The organism is Kaustia mangrovi, assembly GCF_015482775.1.
In the GTDB taxonomy this organism is placed as follows: Bacteria; Pseudomonadota; Alphaproteobacteria; order Rhizobiales; family Im1; genus Kaustia; species Kaustia mangrovi.
Genome location: NZ_CP058214.1, coordinates 2,908,956 through 2,931,744, shown reverse-complemented (window position 1 = coordinate 2,931,744; position 22,789 = coordinate 2,908,956). Strand labels below are relative to the sequence as shown.

20 protein-coding genes are annotated in these 22,789 nt (G+C 68.6%); 13 read left to right on the top strand and 7 right to left on the bottom strand.

The annotated features are described in order from the left end of the window. Positions 1–57: 57 nt before the first annotated feature. From HW532_RS13605 to HW532_RS13590, 4 genes are all read left to right on the top strand, one after another. A complete protein-coding gene (locus HW532_RS13605; protein WP_213160990.1) occupies positions 58–1,044 on the top strand; it encodes a TRAP transporter substrate-binding protein in 987 nt (328 codons plus the stop codon). 108 nt (positions 1,045–1,152) lie between these two features. After that, positions 1,153–1,668: a TRAP transporter small permease gene (locus tag HW532_RS13600; RefSeq protein ID WP_246479014.1), complete on the top strand. Its 516-nt coding sequence runs from the start codon at positions 1,153–1,155 to the stop codon at positions 1,666–1,668. A 4-nt stretch (positions 1,669–1,672) separates the two neighbouring features. Beyond that, positions 1,673–2,953, top strand: a complete 1,281-nt coding sequence (locus HW532_RS13595) for a TRAP transporter large permease (protein ID WP_213160989.1) — start codon at positions 1,673–1,675, stop codon at positions 2,951–2,953. A gap of 46 nt (positions 2,954–2,999) precedes the next feature. Then, on the top strand, positions 3,000–3,779 hold the full coding sequence (locus HW532_RS13590; protein ID WP_213160988.1) for an enoyl-CoA hydratase/isomerase family protein: 780 nt from the start codon (positions 3,000–3,002) through the stop codon (positions 3,777–3,779). Here HW532_RS13590 and HW532_RS13585 read toward each other — a convergent pair. The 7 genes from HW532_RS13585 to HW532_RS13555 all read right to left on the bottom strand — a co-directional run bounded on the left by HW532_RS13585 (position 3,766) and on the right by HW532_RS13555 (position 12,243). Further along, the gene (locus HW532_RS13585) at positions 3,766–4,470 is read right to left on the bottom strand and encodes an ABC transporter permease (protein ID WP_213160987.1); all 705 of its coding nucleotides are present in this window, start codon (positions 4,468–4,470) and stop codon (positions 3,766–3,768) included. The two genes, HW532_RS13590 and HW532_RS13585, sit on opposite strands and share 14 nt — an antisense overlap. Then, positions 4,458–5,177 (bottom strand): ABC transporter permease, encoded by a 720-nt coding sequence (locus HW532_RS13580; protein ID WP_213160986.1) that lies wholly within the window; start codon positions 5,175–5,177, stop codon positions 4,458–4,460. Before HW532_RS13580 ends, HW532_RS13585 begins: the two co-directional genes overlap by 13 nt. A 97-nt stretch (positions 5,178–5,274) precedes the next feature. Beyond that, positions 5,275–6,051, bottom strand: a complete 777-nt coding sequence (locus HW532_RS13575; RefSeq protein WP_343068628.1) for a lysine/arginine/ornithine ABC transporter substrate-binding protein — start codon at positions 6,049–6,051, stop codon at positions 5,275–5,277. Positions 6,052–6,227: 176 nt separating this feature from the next. Next, complete coding sequence (locus HW532_RS13570; protein ID WP_213160985.1) at positions 6,228–7,919, bottom strand: adenylate/guanylate cyclase domain-containing protein; 1,692 nt, start codon at positions 7,917–7,919, stop codon at positions 6,228–6,230. A 22-nt stretch (positions 7,920–7,941) separates the two neighbouring features. After that, positions 7,942–8,409 (bottom strand): cyclic nucleotide-binding domain-containing protein, encoded by a 468-nt coding sequence (locus HW532_RS13565; RefSeq protein ID WP_213160984.1) that lies wholly within the window; start codon positions 8,407–8,409, stop codon positions 7,942–7,944. A gap of 41 nt (positions 8,410–8,450) precedes the next feature. After that, complete coding sequence (locus tag HW532_RS13560) at positions 8,451–11,195, bottom strand: ABC transporter transmembrane domain-containing protein (RefSeq protein WP_213160983.1); 2,745 nt, start codon at positions 11,193–11,195, stop codon at positions 8,451–8,453. Positions 11,196–11,259: 64 nt separating this feature from the next. Beyond that, complete coding sequence (locus tag HW532_RS13555) at positions 11,260–12,243, bottom strand: radical SAM/SPASM domain-containing protein (protein WP_213160982.1); 984 nt, start codon at positions 12,241–12,243, stop codon at positions 11,260–11,262. Positions 12,244–12,556: 313 nt separating this feature from the next. Between HW532_RS13555 and HW532_RS13550 the strand changes: the two genes are divergently transcribed. The 9 genes from HW532_RS13550 (at position 12,557) to HW532_RS13510 (ending at position 22,781) form a co-directional block, all read left to right on the top strand. Continuing rightward, entirely contained in the window at positions 12,557–13,828 is a 1,272-nt protein-coding gene (locus HW532_RS13550) for a glycosyltransferase family protein (protein WP_213160981.1), read from the top strand. Positions 13,829–13,912: 84 nt separating this feature from the next. Next, the gene (locus HW532_RS13545; RefSeq protein ID WP_213160980.1) at positions 13,913–15,187 is read left to right on the top strand and encodes a glycosyltransferase family 4 protein; all 1,275 of its coding nucleotides are present in this window, start codon (positions 13,913–13,915) and stop codon (positions 15,185–15,187) included. A 6-nt stretch (positions 15,188–15,193) separates the two neighbouring features. After that, a complete protein-coding gene (locus HW532_RS13540) occupies positions 15,194–16,339 on the top strand; it encodes a glycosyltransferase family 4 protein (RefSeq protein ID WP_213160979.1) in 1,146 nt (381 codons plus the stop codon). Continuing rightward, on the top strand, positions 16,336–16,983 hold the full coding sequence (locus HW532_RS13535; protein ID WP_213160978.1) for a hypothetical protein: 648 nt from the start codon (positions 16,336–16,338) through the stop codon (positions 16,981–16,983). The genes HW532_RS13540 and HW532_RS13535 overlap by 4 nt, the downstream gene beginning before the upstream one ends. After that, positions 16,980–17,498: a glycosyltransferase gene (locus HW532_RS13530; protein WP_213160977.1), complete on the top strand. Its 519-nt coding sequence runs from the start codon at positions 16,980–16,982 to the stop codon at positions 17,496–17,498. The genes HW532_RS13535 and HW532_RS13530 overlap by 4 nt, the downstream gene beginning before the upstream one ends. Further along, positions 17,495–18,271, top strand: coding sequence for a polysaccharide deacetylase family protein (locus HW532_RS13525; RefSeq protein WP_213160976.1), 777 nt, complete (start codon positions 17,495–17,497; stop codon positions 18,269–18,271). The genes HW532_RS13530 and HW532_RS13525 overlap by 4 nt, the downstream gene beginning before the upstream one ends. A gap of 108 nt (positions 18,272–18,379) precedes the next feature. Further along, positions 18,380–18,940 carry a hypothetical protein gene (locus tag HW532_RS13520; protein ID WP_213160975.1) on the top strand — a complete coding sequence of 187 codons (561 nt, stop codon included), beginning with the start codon at positions 18,380–18,382 and terminating at the stop codon, positions 18,938–18,940. Next, the gene (locus tag HW532_RS13515) at positions 18,937–20,871 is read left to right on the top strand and encodes an ABC transporter ATP-binding protein (RefSeq protein WP_213160974.1); all 1,935 of its coding nucleotides are present in this window, start codon (positions 18,937–18,939) and stop codon (positions 20,869–20,871) included. Before HW532_RS13520 ends, HW532_RS13515 begins: the two co-directional genes overlap by 4 nt. Beyond that, complete coding sequence (locus HW532_RS13510; RefSeq protein ID WP_246479011.1) at positions 20,868–22,781, top strand: ABC transporter substrate-binding protein; 1,914 nt, start codon at positions 20,868–20,870, stop codon at positions 22,779–22,781. Before HW532_RS13515 ends, HW532_RS13510 begins: the two co-directional genes overlap by 4 nt. Positions 22,782–22,789 lie beyond the last annotated feature (8 nt).

Here is a 22,789-nt window from a genome sequence, read left to right as displayed (position 1 = left end):
GAAGAGATCCGCCAGCCGGCCATTTGGGAGAAAACGCAGGAAACCAGGGAGTTTGCCATGCGCATCGTAGCACGGGCTTTGGGGGTCGCCGTCGCGGCCGCCCTGTTCGCCTCGCCCGCCCTTGCCCAGGAGCTGACGCTCCGATTCGGCCATGTCGGCGCGCCGGGATCGCTGTTCGAGATCTCCGCGAAGGAATTCGCCAAGCGCGCCAACGAGAAGCTCGGCGACAAGGCCGAGGTCCAGGTCTTCGGGGCCAGCCAGCTCGGCAAGGACCAGGAGATGCTCCAGAAGCTCAAGCTGGGGCAGATCACCTTCTCGCTGCCCTCCACCGTCATGTCGTCGGTGGCCGACGAGTTCGGCATCTTCGAGATGCCCTACATCATCAAGGATCGCGCGCACATGAAGCGCGTGCGCGACGCGATCCTCGACAGCCATCTCCAGCCCGCCGCCAAGGAGAAGGGCTACCGGATCATCGGGGTCTGGGAGAACGGGTTCCGCAACATCACCAACAATACGCGGCCGATCAACACGCCGGAGGACCTTCAGGGCATCAAGCTGAGGACGCCGAAGGGCGCCTGGCGGGTGAAGATGTTCAAGCTCTACGGCGCCAATCCGACGCCGATGTCGTTCTCGGAGGTGTTCACCGCGCTCAAGACCGGCGTCATCGACGGCCAGGAGAACCCGCTCGCCCAGATCTGGAGCGCCAAGTTCCAGGAGGTGCAGAAGTATCTCTCCATGACCGGCCACGTCTACACGCCGGCCTATGTGCTGGTGAGCGACGCCCAGTTCGCCAAGCTGCCGGAGGACGTCCAGACGATCCTCGTGGAGACCGCCCAGGAGCTCCAGGACTATGTCTACGAGCAGGCCGCCAGGCTCGATGTGGAGCTTCTGGAGAAGCTCAAGGCCGGCGGCATCGAGGTGAACGAGGCCGACAGGGAGGCCTTCGTCGCGGCCTCGACGCCGATCTACGAGGAGTTCACCGAGACGGTCGAGGGCGGCGGCGAGCTGATCGAGACGGTCCAGAGCCTCGCCGACGCCGAATAGGCACAGTGAGGCGCCCGCCACACCCGTTACGCCGCCCCGTCCCGCCAGGGTCCACATCCCGCGGGACGGGACGGCGCGAGCCCCACGCCGTCACAAGGATCGAAACGCATGATGTCGCGGTTTGCGCGAGGACTGGATGGGCTCCTGCAATGGATCCTCATCGTGCTCATGGTCGCCCTGACCGCCGTGGTCGTGGTCGCCGTCGTCTATCGCAGGCTGGGGGACTCGCTCTCCTGGTATGACGAGGTCTCCTCCATCCTGCTCGCCTGGGTCACCTATTACGGCGCGGCCCTTGCCGCGCTGCGCCGGGGCCATATCGGCTTCGACGGCGTGATCTACGCCCTCCCCCTGCCCTGGCGGATGTGGGCGGTGGCGCTCGGCGAGGTTCTGGTAGTCGGCTTCTTCGCACTCATGGCCTGGGCGGGGCTGGAGGTCCTCATGGTGCTGGAGGGCACGACGCTCGTCAGCCTCACCTGGGTGCCGGTGCAGTTCACCCAGTCGGTGATCCCCGTCGGCGCGGTACTGTTCATCGTGGCGGAGCTCGCGAGCCTGCCCTTCTACTGGCGGTCGGTGCGCGACGGCGTGCCGGTCGACCACGACGCGCTCGAAGCCGGGAGGACCTGAAGCGATGCTGGTCGCCGTCATGTTCCTCGCCCTCCTCGCCATGGTGCTCATCAACGTGCCCATCGCGGTCGCGCTCGCCATCTCCGCAGTGATCGGGCTCGTCGCGACGGAGGGCGTCTCCAGTCTCGTCACGGTCGGGCTCGACATGTATGACGGGGCGACGAAATTCTCCCTCATCGCCATCCCGATGTTCGTGCTCGCCGGCGCGATCATGAACGCCACCGGCATCACGCGGCGGCTCATCAACTTCGTCTCCGCGCTGATCGGCTTCGTGCGCGGCGGGCTCGCCATGATCAATATCGGCGTGTCGCTGTTCTTCGCCGAGATTTCCGGCTCAGCCGTCGCCGACGTCGCCGCGCTCGGCTCGATCCTCATCCCGGAGATGAAGAAGCGCGGCTATTCCGCGCCGTTCTCCGCGGCGGTCACCTCCTCGGCGGCGTCGCTGGCCATCATCATCCCGCCCTCCATCCCGATGATCCTCTATGCGGTCTCCGCGGAGACGTCGGTGGAGCAGCTCTTCGTGGCCGGGTTCGTGCCCGGCCTGCTCGGCGGCCTGGGGCTGATGACGGTCGCCTATGTCTTCGCGCGGCGCTACGACTTCCCCGTGGAGGGGGTGTTCGAGGCGAGCCGGCTGAAGACGACCTTCCTGGAGGCGCTGCCGACCTTCGCGCTGCCGGTCATCATCCTCGGCGGCATCTTCGGCGGCCTCGTCACGGCCACGGAGGCCGCCGGCCTCGCCGTGATCGCCGCCATTCTCATCGGCCTCTACTACCGCGAGGTCGATCTCGGGCAACTCAGGCGGGCCATGCTCGACGGCGGCATGCAGACAGCGGTCGTCATGCTGCTGGTCGCCGCCTCCGTGCTGATGGGCGGGTTCCTGACCCGCGCCCAGCTCCCCCAGGAGCTCGCCGCGGCGATCCTCGACTTCACGTCGAACAAATATGTCATCCTGCTCCTGCTCAACATCTTCTTCCTGATCATCGGCTTCTTCCTGCATTCGGCCGCGGCGATCATCCTCGTCGTGCCGATCATCGTGCCGCTGATCCAGCAGGCGGGCATCGACCCGATCCATTTCGGGCTGGTGGTGACGCTGAACCTCGCCATCGGCCAGCAGACCCCGCCGGTCGCCAGCGTCCTGATCACGGCCTGCTCCATCGCCAGGGCGAATATCTGGGAGGTCAGCAAGGTCAATGTGTATTTCGTGGCCGTGCTGCTCGGCGTCCTCATCCTGTGCACCTATGTGCCGGCGGTGCCGATGATGCTGGTCGATCTGTTCTACCGGTAAGCGGCGGCCGGCATGTAACCGTTCCCAACGAGGAGGTGGACACCCCATGGAGGATCTCATCGCAACCGAGCGCGACGGCCCCATCGCGACCGTCACGCTCAACCGGCCGGAGAAGCTCAACGCCATGACCAAGCCCATGTGGCGGGCGCTCGGCGAGGCGATGCGCGCCCTGTCGGCCGACGACGGGGTGCGCTGCGTGATCCTCGCCGGCGCGGGCGGGAAGTCGTTCTCCCCCGGCAACGACATTTCCGAGTTCGAGACCGAGCGCGCCACCCCGGAACAGGCCAGGGCCTATGGCGAGATCCTGCATTCGGCGCTGTCGGCGATCCGCGACTGCCGCCATCCGGTCATCGCGCGGATCGAGGGGATCTGCGTCGGCGGCGGGCTGGAGATCGCGGCCTGCTGCGACATCCGCATCTGCGGGGCGTCCAGCCGGTTCGGCGCGCCGATCAAGCGGCTCGGCCTCGTCATGGCCTATCCCGAGATCGAGACCCTCCTGAAGCTCGTCGGGCGCGCGAATGCCTGCGAGATCCTGTTCGAGGGCGAGGTCTTCGGCGCGGACCGGGCGAAGGAGATGGGGATCGTCAGCCGCATCGTGCCCGACGGGGAGGTCGTGCAGGCCGCCGAGGCGGCCGCCTGGCGCGTGGCGGAGGGGGCGCCGCTGGTCGCGCGCTGGCACAAGGCCTTCATGACGCGGCTGGAGGACCCCGCGCCGCTCACCGAGGCCGAGCGCAAGGAGGGCTATGCCTGCTTCGGCACGGAGGATTTCCGGATCGGCTACCGGGCGTTCCTCGCCAAGGAGAAGCCGGAGTTCACGGGCAGGTAGACGGCAGGTGCCGGGTGAGATGCCGCTCCAGCCGCTCCAGGAGCCGGCGCAGGATCTCCACGAGTGCCAGATAGAGGATTGCCGCCCACAGATAGACCTCCGCATCGAAGGACCGGGCGAAGGCGAGCCGCGTGGCGCCCATCAGGTCGAAGACGGTGATGAGGCTCGCCACCGCCGAGCCCTTGACGAGCAGGATCACCTCGTTGCCCATGGGCCTCAGCGCCACGATCGCCGCCTGGGGCAGGACGACCCGGCTGAACGCCGGCCAGCCGCCGAGCCCCAGCGCTTCGGCCGCCTCGCGCTGGCCCTCCGGCACGGACAGGAGCGCGCCGCGCATGATCTCCGCCTGATAGGCCGCGGTGTTGAGCGTGAAGACGAAGAGCGCACAGAAGAAGGGCTCGCGGAACAGTGCCCACAGCCCCGCCTGCTCGAGCGTGGCGCTGATCTCGCCGGCGCCGTAATAGACGAAGAAGAGCTGCGCGAGCAGCGGCGTGCCGCGGAACAGCCAGACATAGCCGATGGCCGCGTAGCGCACCGCGCGCCGGCGCGACAGGCGCGCGCGCGCAATGCCGGCGGCCAGCGCCAGTCCCGCCAGGAAGGACAGGACGACGAGCTCCAGCGTCATTGCGAGCCCGTCCAGCATGCGCGGCCCGTAGCGCGCGAGGAGGTCGAGATCGATCACCGTCCCCATGCCTCCCGCTCATGCCGGCGGCTCCAGCGTTCCGCCGCGACGATGCCGAGGCCGGACAGGCCGGACAGCGCCAGATAGATCAGGCAGGCGACGCCATAGAACAGGAAGGGCTCGTCCGTCGCGCCCACCGCAAGCTGCGTCTCGCGCATGAGGTCGGCGAGCGCGATGACGGAGACGAGCGCGGTGTCCTTCACCAGCACGAGCCACAGATTGGCGAGCCCGGGCAGCGCATGGCGCAGGACGGCCGGGGCAACGGCGATCCTCGTCACCTGGACAGGCGAGAGGCCGAGGGCGCGCGCGGCCTCGACCTGGCCCTTCGGCACCGCATTGAACGCCCCGAGGAACACCTCGCTCGCAAAGGCGGCGAAGACGAGCCCGAGCGCGACGACGCCCGCAGCGAAGGCGCTGACCTGAAGCGGCGCGTCGAGCACCGGCGCCAGAACGGCATGCAGCACCGCCTGGCCGCCATAATAGACGAGGAACAGGGTCAGGAGCTCCGGCAGCCCCCGGAAGACGGTGGTGAAGGCCGCGGCGAGCGGAGCCGCGATCCGGTGGCCGCTGCGCCGCCCCAGCGCGACGAGAAAGCCGAGCGCCAGCCCGAACGGAACGGTCGTGAGGGCCAGCCTCACCGTCAGCCAGGTGCCCGCCGCCAGTTCGTCGCCCCAGCCTTCGGGGCCGAATGTCACCAGCGCGAACAGGTCCCCCATTCCCCGGCCGTTCCTTTCACGGGCAAACCGGCCCCCGGGGCCGGATCGTCGCCTTCATCCGGTTGCCGGCGACCGCACGCCGGCGCATTCGGTCCGTTCAATAGATCGAGAACGGGAAATACTTGTCGTTGATTGTCTTATAGGTCCCGTCCGCCAGTATGGCGTCGAGGGCCTTGTCGAACTTCGCCTTGAGGTCGTCGTCCTCCTTGCGCAGCGCGATTCCGGCGCCGAGGCCGAAATGCTCCGGATCACTGTAGGAGGGGCCGGTGAAGGCGCAGCAATCGGTCCCCTCCTTCGACAGCCAGCCATAGAGCACGACCGAATTGCCGAACACCGCGTCGAGGCGGCCGGCCTTGAGATCGCGCGTCGCCTCCTCCTCCGTCTGGTAGAGGCGGATGTCGGATCCGCCATATTCCTCCTCCAGATAGCTCGCCTGGATGGTGGAGGCCTGCGCCCCGATCGTGCGGCCCTCCATCGCGCGCGGGCCGACATCGGAGATGCCGGCATCCTTGCGCACCACGAAGCGGGCCGGTGCCAGGTAGTACTTGTCGGTGAAGGCGACGACCTTGCGCCGTTCGTCGGTGATCGACATGGAGGCCACGATGGCATCGAACTTGTGCGCGAGCAGGCCCGGGATCAGGCCCTCCCAGTCCTGCACCACGAATGTGCAGGTCACCTGCATCTCCCGGCAGAGCGCCTTGGCGATGTCCACATCGAATCCCTTCAGCACCTTGTCCGGGCCGACATAGTTGAACGGCGGATAGCTTCCCTCCGTACCGATCCTTACCGTGTCCCAATCCTTGGCGGCCGCAACGCTGCTCCCGATTGCGAGAAGCATCAGCGCCGCCCCCACGCAGCGCGCCCAGATCATCATATCCCCTCCCGGAACGGTCCGGCCGAAACACCGCCGCCAGCCATGCCCCCAGTGCCAGCGGCAGATCGTCGTTTCCGGACATTGCCTAGGACGAAAGAATAGGGCGCGTGTCTATGCACTTGCAACGCCAAGACAATTTCAGAACACCTCAAGTGCAAGCCAGACGCGAAACCGGCTCACGCCTCAAGGCTCGCGGCACGCTCGACCAGCACCGCCTCCAGAGGCTTGCTCTTGCCGCGCAGTCCGATCTCCCTGCGGGGGCCGAGCGCCCGGTCGTCGAGGCCGGCGGCACGGGCCACATCGACCGACAGGACGAGCTGCACGCCGAGCTCGCGGGTCATGCTCTCCAGCCGGCTCGCGGTGTTGACGGTATCGCCGAGCGCGGTGATCCGCCCGGTCGCCCCGGCGCGGCCGGCCACGCCGATGCGGCCGAGCACAGCCGCTCCCAGATGCAGCCCGATACCGATATCGAGCGGCTCGGGCAGGTCGGGCTCGAGCACGCGGTTGAGCTCCTCCAGCGCCAGCCCCATCTCGCGCGCCGCCGCGAGCGCATTCGCCGCCGCGCGTGCCGGCGGCTGGCGGATGCCGAAGATCGCCATGATGCCGTCGCCGATGAACTTGTCGACATAGCCGCCGGAGCGCTCGATCGCCGCGCCCATCTGGGTGAGGTACTGGTTGAGCAGGAACACGGTGTCATAGGCGAGCCGGCTTTCCGCGAGCGCGGTGAAGCCGCGCAGATCCGCGAACATCACCACCACGACCTGCTCCACCCCCCAGACATAGCGGTCCTGCTGGGTGACGTCGTCGGGCAGCGTGCGGTAGGGCGGCAGGAGCGGCGCCACGGCGACGTCGTGGGCCGGCCGGGTCTGACAGGCGAGCCGGACATCGGGGCCGGCATGGATGCGGTCGAGGACACGGGCCTCGGCCGGATTGGGCGCTGCCAGCCGGTCGCCGCCGGAGACGATCTTCACCCGGCAGGTCGAGCAGCGTGCCCGCCCGCCGCAGACGGAGGCATGCGGGATGCCGTGGGCGCGGCTGATCTCCAGAAGGGTCGGACCGGCCCCGCTGATCGCGACCCGGCCGTCGGGATAGACGACTCGGATCCGCGCGCCGATCCGGTCGAGCCCCTGGCGCGCGAGCCTGTAGGCCACGATGGACAGGACCACGGCCCCGGCCGCCGCCACGGCCCAGTTGAGCGTGCCGGCCACGAGCGCGAACTGCTCCGGCGTGAACGGATTGGCGTAGTCTCCCGCCGCGTGCGCGGTGCGGCCGGCAACCGCGAAGCCGGCGAAGGCCAGCACCGGCACCAGAACCGCCGGCGCATAGAGGAGAAGGGCGACCCGCCGGTACCACGGCTTGAGGCGCAGCCAGAAATGGAGACCGAGGCAGCCATGGACCCAGGCCAGCGTGATGAGTGTCGCCTGGGCCCAGGCCTCGCCCGGCCACATGACCCACAGCGCATAGTGGTAGTCGTCGTCGAGCCCGTAGAGCTCATGCGGCAGGCGCAGCGCCAGGATGTGGCGGAACAGCACGATGGGGATCAGGAGCCCGAAGGCGAGCTGCACGCCCTCCCACCAACTCATCCGCCATGTCCGCCGCCATGCGAACTTCCACAGGCCCAGCGCGATATGGACGACGAGGGCGCTCGCCAGGATGACCGTGCCGAGGGTCGATCGCGTCACCGTGACCCGCCAGTCGCGCACCGCCTCCATCGCCTCGATGGAGACGAGGCCCATCGCATGGTTGATCAGATGGGTCGCCACGAAGGCGAACATGACGAGCCCCGTAACGAGCCGCAGCCTCTGGCGCCAGGATCCCGTTCCGGGAACGGCGGCCGGGGCGGAAACGCTCGCATCGGGCGCGCTCATCGCGGCCGCACCGGGGCGGGGCTCACCCCGCCGCGCCGCCGAGCCGGTTGCGCGCCTCGGTGAGCTCGGCGGTCGTGCGCGACAGGCGCTGGGCCAGGACCCTCATGATCTCCACCGCCATTTCGGGGAATTCCGCGACCATGCGCAGGAAATGGTCCTTCATGATCTTCAGCGTCTCGAGCTGGCCGACCGCGCGTACAGTGGCCGTGCGCGGCACGTCGCACAGAATGGCGATCTCGCCCACAAAGGCGTTCTTGTCGAGCGTGGCGACGGCGAGCTCGCCGTCCTGGGTGTCGACGACGACCTCCGCGGAGCCGGAGATGATCACATAGGCGGCATCGCCCGGATCGCCCTGATGGAAGAGCTCCTGTCCCGCCTCGAACCTCACCCGCTCGGAGGTGAAGGCCAGAAGTTTGAGGCGATGGGGCTCCACATTGGCGAATAGCGGAATTCGCCTCAGAAGATCCACCTCGTCCTTTATCGATGCCATGGCCTCACAGTCCGTTCTCCCTGCCCGATGCGTGCGGCAAATCACGCGACGAGCTCAGCATAACGCCCTTTCTTCTCCCGGAGCGAGTCCGGCGTGCCATCCTCGGCCAGATGCCCCGCCTCGAACACCAGGATCCTGTCGAAGGTCTCCGCAAGGGAGGGATCGATCAGGATCCAGAACAGGCCGAACCCTTCCCGATCGCCGCCGGTGTCACCGGTGTCGCCGCTCTCCCCGCCGTCACCCGCCGCGGCCGCGAGCAGGCGCTTGGTGATCCCGGTGCGCACGCGCGCATCGAGCGCGGACAGGCCGCGATTGACGATGATCAGGTCCGGGCGCTTGATGAGCACACGCGCCAGCGCGAGCTTCTGGCGCTGGCCGGCCGTCAGCCTCTTGCCGCCGGTGCCGATGTTGAAATCGAGGCCGGTCTCCACGACGAGCTCGTGCATGTCGAGCTTGTCTAGCACGGACGCCACGGCCTCGCGCACGCGCCGGGGGCCGTCGGCGAGGCCATAGGCGACGCGCCCGAACAGGACATTGTCCTGAAGGCTGGCGGCGGCGTTGTATTTGTCCGGCTCGTAGAAGGCGATGGCGTCGGCGAGGCTCTCCGGCAGGCGCTCGTGGAACACGCCGCGCACGGCGACGAGCTCCTGGCGCAACGGGTCGTCCAGCAGGCCCAGGCGGTGGCGCGGCTCGATATAGAGGAAGGCGAGGCTCATCAGCTTCGCCTGGTCCTCCTCCCCGCCGCGCCCGTCGGGGCCGACCCGGCCGAGCACGGCCTGGTAATCGGGGATCTCGTCGGCGCTCATCAGGCTGAGCTGCTCGAAGAAGGGATGGTCCGGATCGAGGCCCGAGAACAGCTCGATCACGGTCTCCGCGATCTCCCGGCCCATCTCCAGCAGCCGCCCGTCGAGGCCGCGCTCCTTCAGGATCGACAACAGGTAGCGGTTGCGCGGAAGCTCCTCCGCCATGAGGGCCGGCCCCGTGGCGGTGCCGAACAGGATGTTCTCCGCCACCGTGGCCTGGTTGTTGTAGCGGTCGGGATCGAAGCTTTCCACGAGCTGGGACAGCGGCGGTTCCTTGAGCTGCGAGCGCAGGGCCATGCGGGCTTCCAGGACGCGCTCGGCGAACTGGGGATGGCTCTTCATGTCGATGGCGGCGCGAAGCCCGAGATCGAAGATGTCGTCGCGCAGGCAGGCGATGTCGAGGGCGTCCATGATGCGTTCGCTGAGCCCCTCGGCATCGCGCACGCCGGCGGCCTCGTAATCGATCCAGTTCGCCGCGATATCGAGTGTCGTATTGCCGGCGGCGAGGGCCTCGGCGCGCTTTCGCTCGGCATCGTCGTCGGCTGGCGGATCGCCCTGCGGCGCGTGCATGAGACCGTAGAGCAGGGCGTCGCGTACGCTGCCGAAGGGGAAATAGGTGTCCGCGCCGACATAGCCGATGCGCCGCCCGGTCACCGCCTCCGGCAGGGTCTCCAGCCCCTTTCCGCCGACGGTAACGCGCCCCGATGTGGGCTGCACGAGGCGCGCCATGACCTCCGCCACCGTCTCGCCGCCGCTATTGAGCGCACCGAGAACCGCGATCCGTTCCGATACGTCCATGGAAAACGACGTCGGCTCCAGGAGCTTCGCGCCCGTCTCGTCGGTGACCGACACATTGGCGAGCGCCAGGGGGCCCGGCAATGGCCCGACAGGCCCGTCGGTCGGCTCCTGCAAGGCGGGATCCATCATCTCGTCGGGCGCGAACTGCTCGATCACCTGCGTGTACTTGACCTGGACGTCGAGGCGCTGCTGGTCCCAGTCGATCAGCTCCTTGATCGGGCTCGGCAGGTCCTTGTACGCGGCGATGACGGCCACGAGCTGACCGATATCGAGGCTGCCGCGCAGCGCGAAATAGCCGCCGATGAAATAGAACAGGAAGGGCGTGAGCTGGGCGAGGAAGTTGTTCAGGAACTTCACGCCGTGCTTGCGCTGATAGAACTCGTAGCGGATGAAGAAGATGCGCCCGAGCCGCGAGGCGATATCGGCGCGCTCGCGGTTCGAGGTGTCGTTGAGATGCACCTCCGAGATGCCGTCGATCACCTCGCCGACGCGGCCGGCGAGCTCGCGCGCGGTGAGCTGGCGCTGCTTGGCGAGCACGATCAGCCGGCGGCGCAGGCGGGGAATGATGAAGGCCTGCACGGCGACGATGCCGCCCGCGATCAGCCCGAGCCAGACATTCTGGGCCAGGATGAAGATCATGGCGGTGAGCGCCTGGCCGCCGAGGAAGAAGGGCTGGACGAAGGCGTCGCCGATGAAGCCGCCGAGCGGCTCGACCTCGTCCTTGATCATGGTGGCGATCTCGGGCGACTTCACGCGCCGGAAATGCGTCAGCGGAAACCGCAGGATCCGGTCGACGAGGTCATAGCGCATCCGCCTGAGCATGCGCTCGCCGAGCCGGCCCTTGAAGGTGTTGATATAGAACTTGAACAGGCCGTTCACGCAGACCAGCGCGAGGAAGGTCATCGACAGGGCGACGAGATAGTCGAGCCGGGGCAGCTCGAAACCGTCGAACAGCGCGACATGCCCCCCGCCGAGCCACGAGGGCAGGTCGAACGCCACATTCAGGAAGGTCGCCGTGGCTCCGGGCGTCGCGAAACCTTCGCCCTGGATCGGCCCGTTGACGATCTGCTTGGGCAGGTCGAGCGACAGGAAATAGATCGGCATCGAGGCCAGGATCACGAACAGGATCCATATCTGGGCGCGCCGCGTGTGCCGCCAGATATACCTGAACAGATTGGCGTCCATTCCCGTTCCCGGCCCCTTCCCCCGCGATGCGATCCCGCAATCCGCACGGGATTACATGCAGAGATTATCGCAAGTCGACCTTGATCCCCATGTTTTCTGCATTGCTGTAGGAACAGCCCTGGCAGATGTCGAACTGCTTGAGATACCCCCGCTTGCGCGCCCGGGCCGCCTCGTCGGAGCGATAGGCCTTCAGGAAGCCGTCCTCGCCGATATTGGGAAGCTGGATCATCTGGTCGTAATCGATGCAGCACAGGCCGAGATCGCCGTTCCAGAACACGACCGACTGGTGCAGCGGCGCGACGCAGGTGGCCCGCTCCACGCCCGTCGGGTGGCGGCGCAGATCGTCGCGCTGCGGCAGGAAGCGGCTGAACTCCGCCTTCTCCTCCTCAGAGGTGTAGGACCCGATGGAGAAGGTCTTGTAGCGGATCTGGTCGAAGCCCGCCTCGCGCGCCCAGGCATTGATATCGTCGATCTGGTGCTCCGAATAGGCGGTGAGCAGCGTCTGCAGCACGCATTTCGGGTTCTTCGCGCCGAGCCGTTTGCGCGCATCGAGGAAGGTCTCGATATTGGCCTTCACCTCGTCGAAGTCGGAATTGACCCGGTAGCTCTCCTGCGCCTCCTTGGAGAAGCCGTCCATGCACAGATAGACCCGGTCGAGGCCCGCGAGAATCAGTTTCTCGGAGATCTCGTCGTCGAGCTTGGTGGCATTGGTGGACAGGAAGGTCTCGTGGCCGTTCTCATGGGCATAGGCCACGAACTCCGGCAGGGCGGGATTGAGCGTCGGCTCGCCGGAGAAGTTGAAATACATTGCCGGCTTCGCGTCCAGCCCCTTGAAGTCGTCGATGATCTTCTTGAAGACCTCGAGCTTCATGAGCCCACGCTTGCGCGTCATGGCGATGGTCACCGGGCAGACCGGGCAGCGCAGGTTGCACGAATTGGTGACGTCGACGACGATGATCGTCGGCGGCTTCTTGAAGTAGGAAAGCGGCAGGAATTGCGCAAAGAAGCGCGATACCCTGGATGTGGCCGGTATCGTCTTGTCGGACATCAACCGCGGACTCCGTTGTCGGTATGGGCGACAGGCGGCCGCGACCCTATGGCAAATGGCCATGCAGATCGAGCGGCCCCGTCCGTCATGTCTGGCATGCACAATGCCCGACATGGCCCGTGTCTGTCGAGGCGTCAAGGCCCGAACGTCCGCCGTGCGCAATACCGTCATGGCGCGGTCACGGCGGCGCGGCAGCGTCAAGGCAGTGGTTTTCGCGCTCCCGGGGCCGTGCTAGGAAGGACGCCTAAACAGACATGTCCGGGGCTGGATTTCCACGCTGCGCGCAGTGCGCGGCATATTGGGAACGAGGGGGATGGCAAGGAAACAAGACGGGCACGGCGCGCGAATTCTGCTTTACAGCCACGACACCTTCGGGCTGGGGCATCTGCGCCGCTGCATGACCATCGCCCAGAGCCTGGTCGGGCACTATCGCAATCTGTCGGTCCTGATTCTCACGGGCTCGCCGATCATCGGCGCCTACGATTTCCGCTCCCGGGTCGACTTCGTCCGCGTGCCCGGCGTCATCAAGCTGCGCAACGGCAGCTATACCTCGCTCAATCTCCACATCAATATCGAGCAGACCATCGGCCTGCGCCGCGCCATCATCGAACGCACGGCGGATGTGTTCGATCCCGACGTCATGATCGTCGACAAGGAGCCGCACGGCCTGCGCGGCGAGGTGACGGGGGCGCTCGGCATCCTGAAGGAGCGCGGCACGCGGCTCGTCCTCGGCCTGCGCGACGTGCTCGACGAACCCGAACTCCTGCGCAAGGAATGGCGGCGCAAGAAGGCCATGGAGGCGCTGGAGACCTTCTATGACGAGATCTGGGTCTACGGCCTTTCCGATCTCTACGACCCGCTGACCGGCATGCGCGTGAGCCCCGCCGTGCGCGACAAGATGGTCTATACCGGCTATCTGAAGCGGCCGGCGAGCAAGGGCTCCAGGACCGCCGAATGGCCGGCCATGATCGACGAGGACTATCTCCTCGTGATGACCGGCGGCGGCGGCGACGGGGCCGATCTCGTCGACTGGGTGCTTGCGACCTACGAGCGCCGGCGCAACCTGCCCTGGCCGGCGCTCATCGTGCTCGGGCCCTTCATGCCGCCGGAGCGGCGCCAGGCCTTCCAGGAGCGCGCCGACCGGCTGGACAATGTCGAGATCCTGGTGTTCCACGCCCACGCCGAACATCTCATCGAGCGCGCCCGCGCCGTGGTGTCGATGGGCGGCTACAACACCTTCTGCGAGATCCTCACCTACGACAAGCCGGCGTTGATCGTGCCGCGCACCCATCCGCGCAAGGAACAATATATCCGGGCGAGCCGCGCCCAGGAGCTGGGGCTCGCCCGCATGCTTCTCAGCAGCAATGGCGACGCCGCCTACGGCGATGGCGACATCGACGCCATGGCCGAGGCGCTGATCGCGCTCGGCGACCAGCCGAGACCGTCCCGGACTGTCATCCCCCGCCTCATGGGCGGTCTCGACACGGTGAACGAGCGGGTCCGTCCCTGGCTCGGCCGGCGCGACATGCCCGCCGGGGCGGACGCCTCCTCGCTGCTTGCAGGCCACATTCCTGCCGAACCGTGATAAGACAAGACGCCGGGTGAGACCTGAGGGGACTCGGCGAACGGACCGGCCGGCATTCCGGCCGCATCATTGACAGCGGATTGCATGACGAAAAAGACTATCGCAGTGGTTCTGAAGGGCTATCCCCGCCTGTCGGAAACCTTCATCGCACAGGAACTCCTCGCGCTCGAGCGCGCCGGGCTGACGCTCAGGCTCTATTCGCTGCGCGCGCCGAGCGACGAGCGCCACCCGATCCATGACGAGATCGCCGCGCCCGTCGCCTATCTGCCGGAATATCTCGTAAAGGCGCCGGTCACCGTGATCGCGGCCCTGCGCAAGGCGGCGCGCCTGCCGGGCTTCCGGCCAGCGCTGCGCACCTTCGCGAAGGATTTCCTGCGCAACCCCACGCCGAGCCGGGTGCGCCGTTTCGGCCAGGCCGCGGTCCTCGCGACCGTCATGCCGGACGATACCGGCCACATCTACAGCCATTTCATCCACACGCCCTCCTCCGTGGCGCGCTACGCCTCGCTCATGCGCGGCCTGCCCTGGAGCTTCTCCGCGCATGCCAAGGACATCTGGACGCTGCCGGACTGGGAGAAGCGCGAGAAGCTCGCCGACGCCGTGTGGGGCACGACCTGCACCGGCTTCGGCCATGCCCATCTCCAGGAACTGGCGCCGGAGGGGGAGAAGGACAAGATGATCCTCTCCTATCACGGGCTCGACATCTCCCGCTTCCCCGACGCGCCCGCAGCCCGGCCCGCCCGCGACGGATCGGACACCGCCGATCCGGTCCGCATCGTCTCCGTCGGCCGCGCGGTGGAGAAGAAGGGCTACGACGTGCTTCTGGAGGCCCTGGCGGGGCTGCCGGCGGACCTTCACTGGCGCTTCGTCCATATCGGCGGCGGGGTGCTCGCCGACAGGCTTGCCGCGAAGGCCCGCGCGCTCGGTATCGACGACCGGGTGGAATGGCTCGGGGCCCGGGAGCAGGGCGAGGTCGCCAGGCTGCTTGCTTCCGGCGACCTGTTCGTGCTGGCGAGCCGGATTCTCGCCTCCGGCGACCGCGACGGCCTGCCGAATGTGCTGATGGAGGCCGCCTCCCAGAAGCTGTGCTCGATCTCCACCAATATTTCCGGCATCCCCGAATTCATCCTCAACGACCGCACGGGCCTGCTCGTCGAGCCGGAGGACGCGGACGGTCTCAGGGCCGCCATCGACGCACTCGCCCGCGACCCCGCACGGCGCGAACGGCTCGGGGCGGCGGCCCACGACCGGCTCAAGACGGCCTTCTCGCAGGATGTCTGCATCGCCAATCTGGCGAGCCTGTTCGGCATCGAGCCCGCGAAGGCGGACAAGGCCCGCGAGCCCGAGGCCACGGCCTAAACCGCCATGCGCATCGCCTTCTACGCGCCGCTCAAGCCGCCCGACGACAGCACGCCGTCGGGCGACCGCCAGATGGCGCGCCAGCTCATGGCGGCGCTTTCCATGGCCGGCCACGAGGTCCGGCTCGCCTCGCGGCTGTCCGCCTTCGAGCCGACCGGAGGGACCGACGCGCAGGCTGCCGTGCGCCGGGCCGCGGAGGCGGAGGTCGCGCGGCTGCTCGACGGCTGGGCCAAGAACGATGGCGGCACGCGCCCCGATCTCTGGCTCACCTATCATCCCTATTACAAGGCGGCCGACCATATCGGGCCGGCGGTCTGCCGGGCCCTGTCCATTCCCTATGCGACGGCGGAGGCCTCCTATGCGGGCAAGCGCGACCGGGGCCCCTTCGCGGAGGCGCAGGCTGCCGTCCGGGCGGGGCTCGAGGCGGGTGCGGGCCATTTCTGCTTCACGCCCGACGACCGCGAGGGCCTTGCCGGGATCGTCGCGGACGAGGAGCGCCTGATCGACCTGCCGCCCTTCATCGATCTCGCCCGGCTCGGTCCGGCTGAGGAAGCCGCCGGCCGGCGCGATGCGCTGAGGGCACGGCTCGACCTCGCCCCCGACCTTCCCGTCCTGATCGCCGTCGGCATGATGCGCCCGGGCGACAAGCTCGCCAGCTATCGCATGCTGGCCGAGGCGCTCGCCCGGCTGAACCGGCACCGCTTCGCGGTCGTCCTCGTCGGCGACGGCCGGGAGCGCGCGGCGGTGGCCGACGCCTTCGGGGCGCTGCCGCCGGAGCGTGTGCGCATGGCGGGCGCCGTGCCGCCCCGCGGAATGGCGGACTGGTATGCCGCCGCCGACCTCCATGTCTGGCCCGGCTATGGCGAGGCCTACGGGCTCGCCTATCTGGAGGCCCAGGCCATGGGGCTCGCCACCGTCGCCCAGCGGATCCGGGGCGTGCCGAGCGTGGTGCGCGACCGGGAGACGGGCCTCCTCACCCCCGCCGACGATATCGACGCCTATGCCTTGGCCGTCGCGAAACTGCTCGACGCGCCGGACCGCCGCGCGGCGATGGGCGCCGCAGCCCGGCGCTTCGTCATGTCCGAACGCACGCTCCAGCGGGCGAGCGAGCGGCTCGACGCAGCGCTCTCCCGCCTCGAGGTGCCCGCATGAGCGCTGCGCGCCCCGCCGTCCTGATCTGGGTGACCCATGTGCTCGGCATCGGACACTACCGCCGCGCGCTCGCTCTTGCGCGGGCCTGCGCGCAGGCCGGGCTCGCGCCTGTCGTCGCCTCGGGCGGCATGCCCGTGCCGGGCGGGGTGCCGGACGGCGTGACGCTCGCTCAGCTTCCCCCCGTACGCAGTGCCGGACGGAGCTTCGTCGATCTCGTGGGCGCGGGCGGCGAACCGGCGGACGAAGCGCTGTTCGCCGCGCGCGGGCGCGAGCTCGTCGCGCTCCATGACCGCCACCGCCCCCGCGCGGTCGTCACCGAGCTCTTCCCCTTCGGCCGCCGCCGCTTCGCCGGCGAGCTCGACCGGCTCCTCGCCCATGCGCGCGGCCAGAGCCATGCGCCGGCGATCCTGAGCTCGGTGCGCGACATTCTCCAGCCGCCGTCGAAACCCTCTCGGATCCCCGACATTGCGCGCCGGCTCGAGGGCTTCTACGACCGCATTCTGGTGCATGGCGACCCGGCGCTCGTGCGGCTCGAGCAATCGCTGCCCTTCGCCGCCGATTTCGCCGGGATGATCGACTATACCGGCTATATCGGAGGCGGCGAGCCCCCCTCCCCCCGCCCGGGGAGGGCGAGGGAGAGGTGATCGTGTCGGTCGGCGGCGGCGCTGTCGGAGACCATCTCCTCAACACCGCCATCGCGGCGCGCCCGCTCTCCGGCGCCCGCGACCGCCCGTGGCGCCTGCTCGTCGGCCACAATCTGCCGGCACGCGAGCGAGAGAGAGTGTCCGCCGCCTCCGGGGACGGCGTGATCGTGGAACCGGCGCGGCCCGATTTTCCCGGTCTCCTCGCCCGTGCCCGCCTGTCCGTCAGCCAGGCGGGCTACAACACCTCGACGGACATTCTCAGCGCGCGCGTCCCCGCCGTCCTCGTGCCCTTCGCCGATGACGGCGAGATCGAGCAGACCATGCGCGCAAAGCTGTTCGAGGCCCGCGGCCTCGCCATCGCCCTGTCGCCCGAACATCTCGGTCCGCAAAGCCTGGCGGATGCCGTCGACCGCGCGCTCGAACTCGATCCCGACGCCGCGGCGCGGCCCGGTCTCGACGGCGCCGCGCAATCGGCCCGGCTGATTGCCGACGCCATCGCAAGGATCGAGGCATGAGCGGACACGGCCCCCACTGGCAGACGCTTTCAGACGAGCTGGACCGCTGGCAGGAGGCGGGGCTGCGCGCGCGCCTGTGGTGGCGCGACGACGACGCGGCCCGCGTCACCCCGGCGCTGGACCGCCTTCTCGACCTGTCGGCGCGAACCGGCGTTCCCGTCCTGCTCGCGACGATCCCGGCGGAGGCCGAGCCCGCCCTTGCCGACCGGCTCGCGGATACAGGCCCCGGCATCGCCGTCGCCCAGCATGGCTGGGCCCATGCCAACCACGCACCGGCGTCGGAGAAGAAGCAGGAGCTCGGCCCGCACCGCCCGCTCTCCGCCATCGAGGACGAGCTCGCCCGGGGTCGCGAGCGCCTGGCGGCGCTCTTCGGACCGCTGGTCCTGCCCGTGCTCGTGCCGCCCTGGAACCGCATGCGGGAGGACCTGGCGCCGCGCCTGCCGGCCCTCGGCCTCACCGGCGTGTCGACCATGGGATCGCCGCGCTTCGCCGCACTGTCGGATGTGCTCGCGGAGCGCAATGTCCATCTCGATCCGGTCGACTGGCGCGGCGGCCGCGGAACGCGCGACGGGGCCCGTGTGATCGACGAGCTCGCCGCTATCCTCGCGCAACGGCGCCTCGGCGCCGGCCCCGAAGCCGCCCCCATCGGGCTCCTCACCCATCATCTGGTCCATGACGAGGCCGGCTGGACGCTGATCGGCGCGCTCCTCGCACGCACCCACGACCACCCCGCTGTCACATGGCTGACTGCAAAATCCCTTTTCAAGGGGTGAGCATGCCCGCTATAGGAGAAAGGGGGCGGCATTGGCCGAGAGGGAGCCAAGGACGGGGGAGGCATGTCCCAACTACGAGGGGGCCGGGCTGCCGTTGCGATGACCGGCATGTCCTTGAGACCGACGAGAGCTGAACAGGGGTTCCGCTCCCCTGCAAGCCTGATACTGGCGGCGCTTGCGCGGACGGCCACAGGGATCGGCGCGCTTGCCGTCCTGGCCGTTGCGGCCCCGCTTCCCCTCTGGGCCATCGCGGCGTGTGGCGCGGGCGCGGCGATATTCGCCCTTTATGGCGCACGCGCCGTCATCCGCCACGGATGGCCCGTCGTGATCGACGAGGAGGGCATCGAGCGCCGAGGATTCTTCGCAAAGCGCCTCGACTGGCGCGACCTGACCGCGGTGAGGCTCGCGCACTATTCCACCCGCCGCGACGGCCGCAGGGGCTGGCAGGAGCTCGTCATGCGCGACGGGGCGACCGCCCTGGTCCTGGAGAGCGAGCACCCGGCCTTCGAACCGGCCGCCGCCCGCGCGCTCGCGAGCGCCACGGAGAACGGCGCGGAGATGTCGGCGGCCACGCTCCACAATGCCAACGAGCTCGGACTCTGGCCGGGCATGCGCCACGAAGCCGCAGCGGACCGCCCCACCGCAACGAATGGAGCCTCGAAGCGATGACGGGCAGTGCCGCCACCGAGGGGCCCCTGCTCTGTATCCGGGACCTGAGCGTCCAGTTCGACACCATGGCCGGCCCGATCCGCGCCGTCGACGGCGTGTCCTTCCGCGTGCCGCACGGACGCACCGTGGCGCTCGTCGGCGAATCGGGCTCCGGCAAGACGGTCATCAGCCAGACGATCCTGCGCATCCTTCCCCGGGCCGCGAGAATCGTGAGCGGTTCCATCGTCTTCCGCGATCCCAAGGGCGGGGAGACCGACCTCGCCGCGCTGTCCGCCCAGTCGGCGGCGATGCGCGACATTCGCGGCGGGCGGATCTCGATCATCTTCCAGGAGCCCATGACCTCGCTGTCGCCGCTCCACACCATCGGCGACCAGATCGGCGAGGCGCACAGGCTCCATCTCGGCTCCTCGCTGCAGGAGGCGCGCAAGGCCACACGCCGCATGCTCGGCCTCGTCGGCTTCGCCGACCCGGAACGCGGGCTCGACACCTATCCCTTCGAGCTCTCCGGCGGCATGCGCCAGCGCGCCATGATCGCCATGGCGCTCATCTGCCGGCCGGCGCTGCTGATCGCGGACGAGCCGACCACCGCGCTCGACGTCACCGTCCAGGCGCAGATCCTCAAGCAGATCGCCGACCTGCAGGCCGAGCTCGGCATGGCGGTTCTGCTTATCACCCACGATCTCGGCGTCGTCGCCAATATCGCCGACGAGGTGGTGGTGCTCTATCGCGGCCGCGTCGTGGAGGCGGGCACCAAGGAGACGATCTTCCGCGACCCCCGCCACCCCTATCTGAAGGCGCTGCTCGCCGCCGTCCCGCGTTTCGACATGAAGCCCGGCGAGCGCCTCAAGGCGCTGCGCGAGATCGAGCCGATCGCGGAGGGCCATTTCTCCGCCCCCGACCGCGGCACGCCCGGCGCCTGCGAGAACCCGCTCCTGGAGGTGAAGGGCCTGGCCAAGGGCTTCGGCCTGCGCAAGGGCGGGCTGTTCTCCACCGGCGAGCAGCGCAAGGCGCAGGCGCTGCACGACGTGACCTTCTCCATCGACCATGGCGAATCGGTGGGGCTCGTCGGCGAGTCCGGCTGCGGCAAGACCACCACCTCGCGCATCGTCGTCGACGCCATCGCGCCCGACGCGGGCAGCGTGCGGTTCCGGCTCGGCGAGGAGCTCCAGGACGTCACCCGGTTCGCCGGCGACGAACTCGCCGCCTATCGACGGGCGGTCCAGGTTGTCTTCCAGGATCCGTTCTCCTCGCTCAACCCGCGCATGACCGTGCTCGACATCCTGACCGAGCCGCTCGTCATCCACGGCATCGGCACGCCGCGCTCGCGCAAGGCGCTCGCCCAGGAACTCATGCAGCTCGTCGGGCTCGATCCGCGTTTCCTCAACCGCTATCCGCATTCCTTCTCCGGCGGCCAGCGCCAGCGCATCGGCATCGCACGGGCCATCGCGCTCAAGCCCCGCCTGCTGATCTGCGACGAGCCGGTCTCCGCCCTCGACGTGTCCGTCCAGGCGCAGATCCTGAACCTCCTGAAGGACCTCCAGCAGAAGCTCGGGCTGGCCTATCTCTTCATCAGCCACAATCTCGCGGTGGTCGACTATATCGCCGAACGCATCCTCGTCATGTGCCGCGGCATGATCGTTGAGGAGGCGCCGCGTGACCGCTTCTCCAGCGACGCCCGCCACCCCTATACGCGCACGCTGCTGGCCGCTGTGCCCGAGCCCGATCCCGACCGGCCGATGGACCTGTCGCTTCTCGCCGGCGGCATGTCGTCCGATCCCCATGCCTGGCCGGAGCCCTACCGTCTCGCCGATCCGGACGATGCCGTGCGCGTGGAGATCGCGCCGGGCCATTTCGTGCTCGTCAACAGGGCCCATGCCCTGCATGGCGACGTGCCCGAGGCCGCGCCCGGCCGGCTTGGAGTGGAGGCATGACGGCGATGCGCGCAATGCTTGCTCTCGCCGCACTCGCGCTGGCCACAACCCTCGGGCAGGCCGGCGCCGCGGAGCGCCCGCTGCTGATCGAGACGCCGATGTACCGCTCCGCCGTGGAGCACGGCACCATGCCGCCGATCGCCGACCGGCTGCCGGACGACCCGCTCGTCGTCGATCTCGAGGCGGAGGGGCTCGAGCCCGGCCGGCCGGGCGGAACGCTCCACACCCTCATCGATAAACCGAAATCGATCCGCTATATCGTGGCGTGGGGCTATGCCCGGCTCGTCGGCTACACGCCGGAGCTGGAGCTCGAGCCGGACATCCTGAAGAGCGTGGAGATCGCCGACGGCCGCATCTTCACCCTTCACCTGCGCAAGGGCCACAAATGGTCCGACGGCCATCCCTTCACCGCGGAGGACTTTCGCTACTACTGGGAGGACGTGGCCAACAACGACGTGCTCACCCCCACCGGCCCACCGAGCAGCCTGCGCGTCGACGGCGAGCCGCCAGTCTTCGAGGTGCTGGACGAGACCACCGTGCGCTATTCGTGGTCGAAGCCCAATCCGACCTTCCTGCAGGAGCTCGCCCGGGCGCGCCCGCCCTTCATCTACCGGCCCGCCCACTATCTCAAGCAGTTCCACGAGAAATACGGCGATCCGGAGGTGATCGCGAAGATGGTCGAGCGCGAGAAGGTGCGCAACTGGGCATCGCTCCATAACCGCATGGACAACATGTACAATTTCGACAATGCGGACGAGCCGACCCTGCAGCCCTGGATGAACACGACCAAGCTGTCCACGACCCGCTACACCATGGCGCGCAATCCCTATTTCCACCGGGTCACGGCGGGCGGCCATCAGCTTCCCTTCATCGACAAGGTGGTCATGGATGTCGCCGCGGCGCGCCTCATCCCCGCCATGACGGCCGCCGGCCAGAGCGAGCTCCAGGCGCGGGGCCTCGGCTTTTCCGACCTCGCCATCCTCAAGCAGAACGAGCGGCGCGACGGCTTCCGCGTGCTCCTGTGGCCGAGTGCGAAGAGCGCCCAGATCGCGCTCTATCCGAACCTCAACTACAAGGACCCGGTCTGGCGCCGCCTGTTCCGGTCCGCCGACTTCCGCCGCGCCCTGTCGCTCGGAATCGACCGCTACCTGATCAGCCGGACGCTCTATCTCGGGCTGGCGGAGGCCCGCGGCAACACGGTCCTGCCGCAAAGCCCGCTCTTCGACCGGGAACACGCCCGGCGATGGGCCGACTACGACCCCGAGCGCGCCAACGCGCTGCTCGACGGGCTCGGACTCACCGAACGCAACAGCCGGGGCATCCGCCTCCTGCCCGACGGCCGGCCGGCGGAGATCATCGTGGAGACCGCGGGCGAGAACCTGGAGGAGGTCGACGCCCTCCAGCTCATCACCGAGGACTGGCAGGAGATCGGAATCAAGCTGCTGATCAAGCCGTCCCAGCGCGACGTGCTGCGCGAGCGCGCCTATACGGGCAGCGTGATGATGACGGTCTGGTCGGGCTGGGACAACGGCATCCCGACGGCGGACATGGCGCCCGACGAGCTCGCCCCGGTTCACCAGGACAATCTCGCCTGGCCCATGTGGGGGCAGTATTACGAGACCGGCGGCCAGTCGGGGGAGCCGCCGGACATGGAGGCCGCAGAACGGCTCATGGCGCTCTACCGCGACTGGTTCAGGGCGGAGACGCGGGCCGAGCGCCAGGATATCTGGGACGAGATGCTCGCCATCAATACCCGCGAGCAGTTCGTCATCGGCATCGTGTCGGAGGTCCCCCAGCCGGTCGTGGTGTCGAGGACGCTGCACAACGTGCCCGAAGAGGGCTTCTACGGCTGGGATCCGGGCGCCCAGTTCGGTATCTACCGGCCCGACCAGTTCTGGCTGGACGAGTAGGGGCCGGG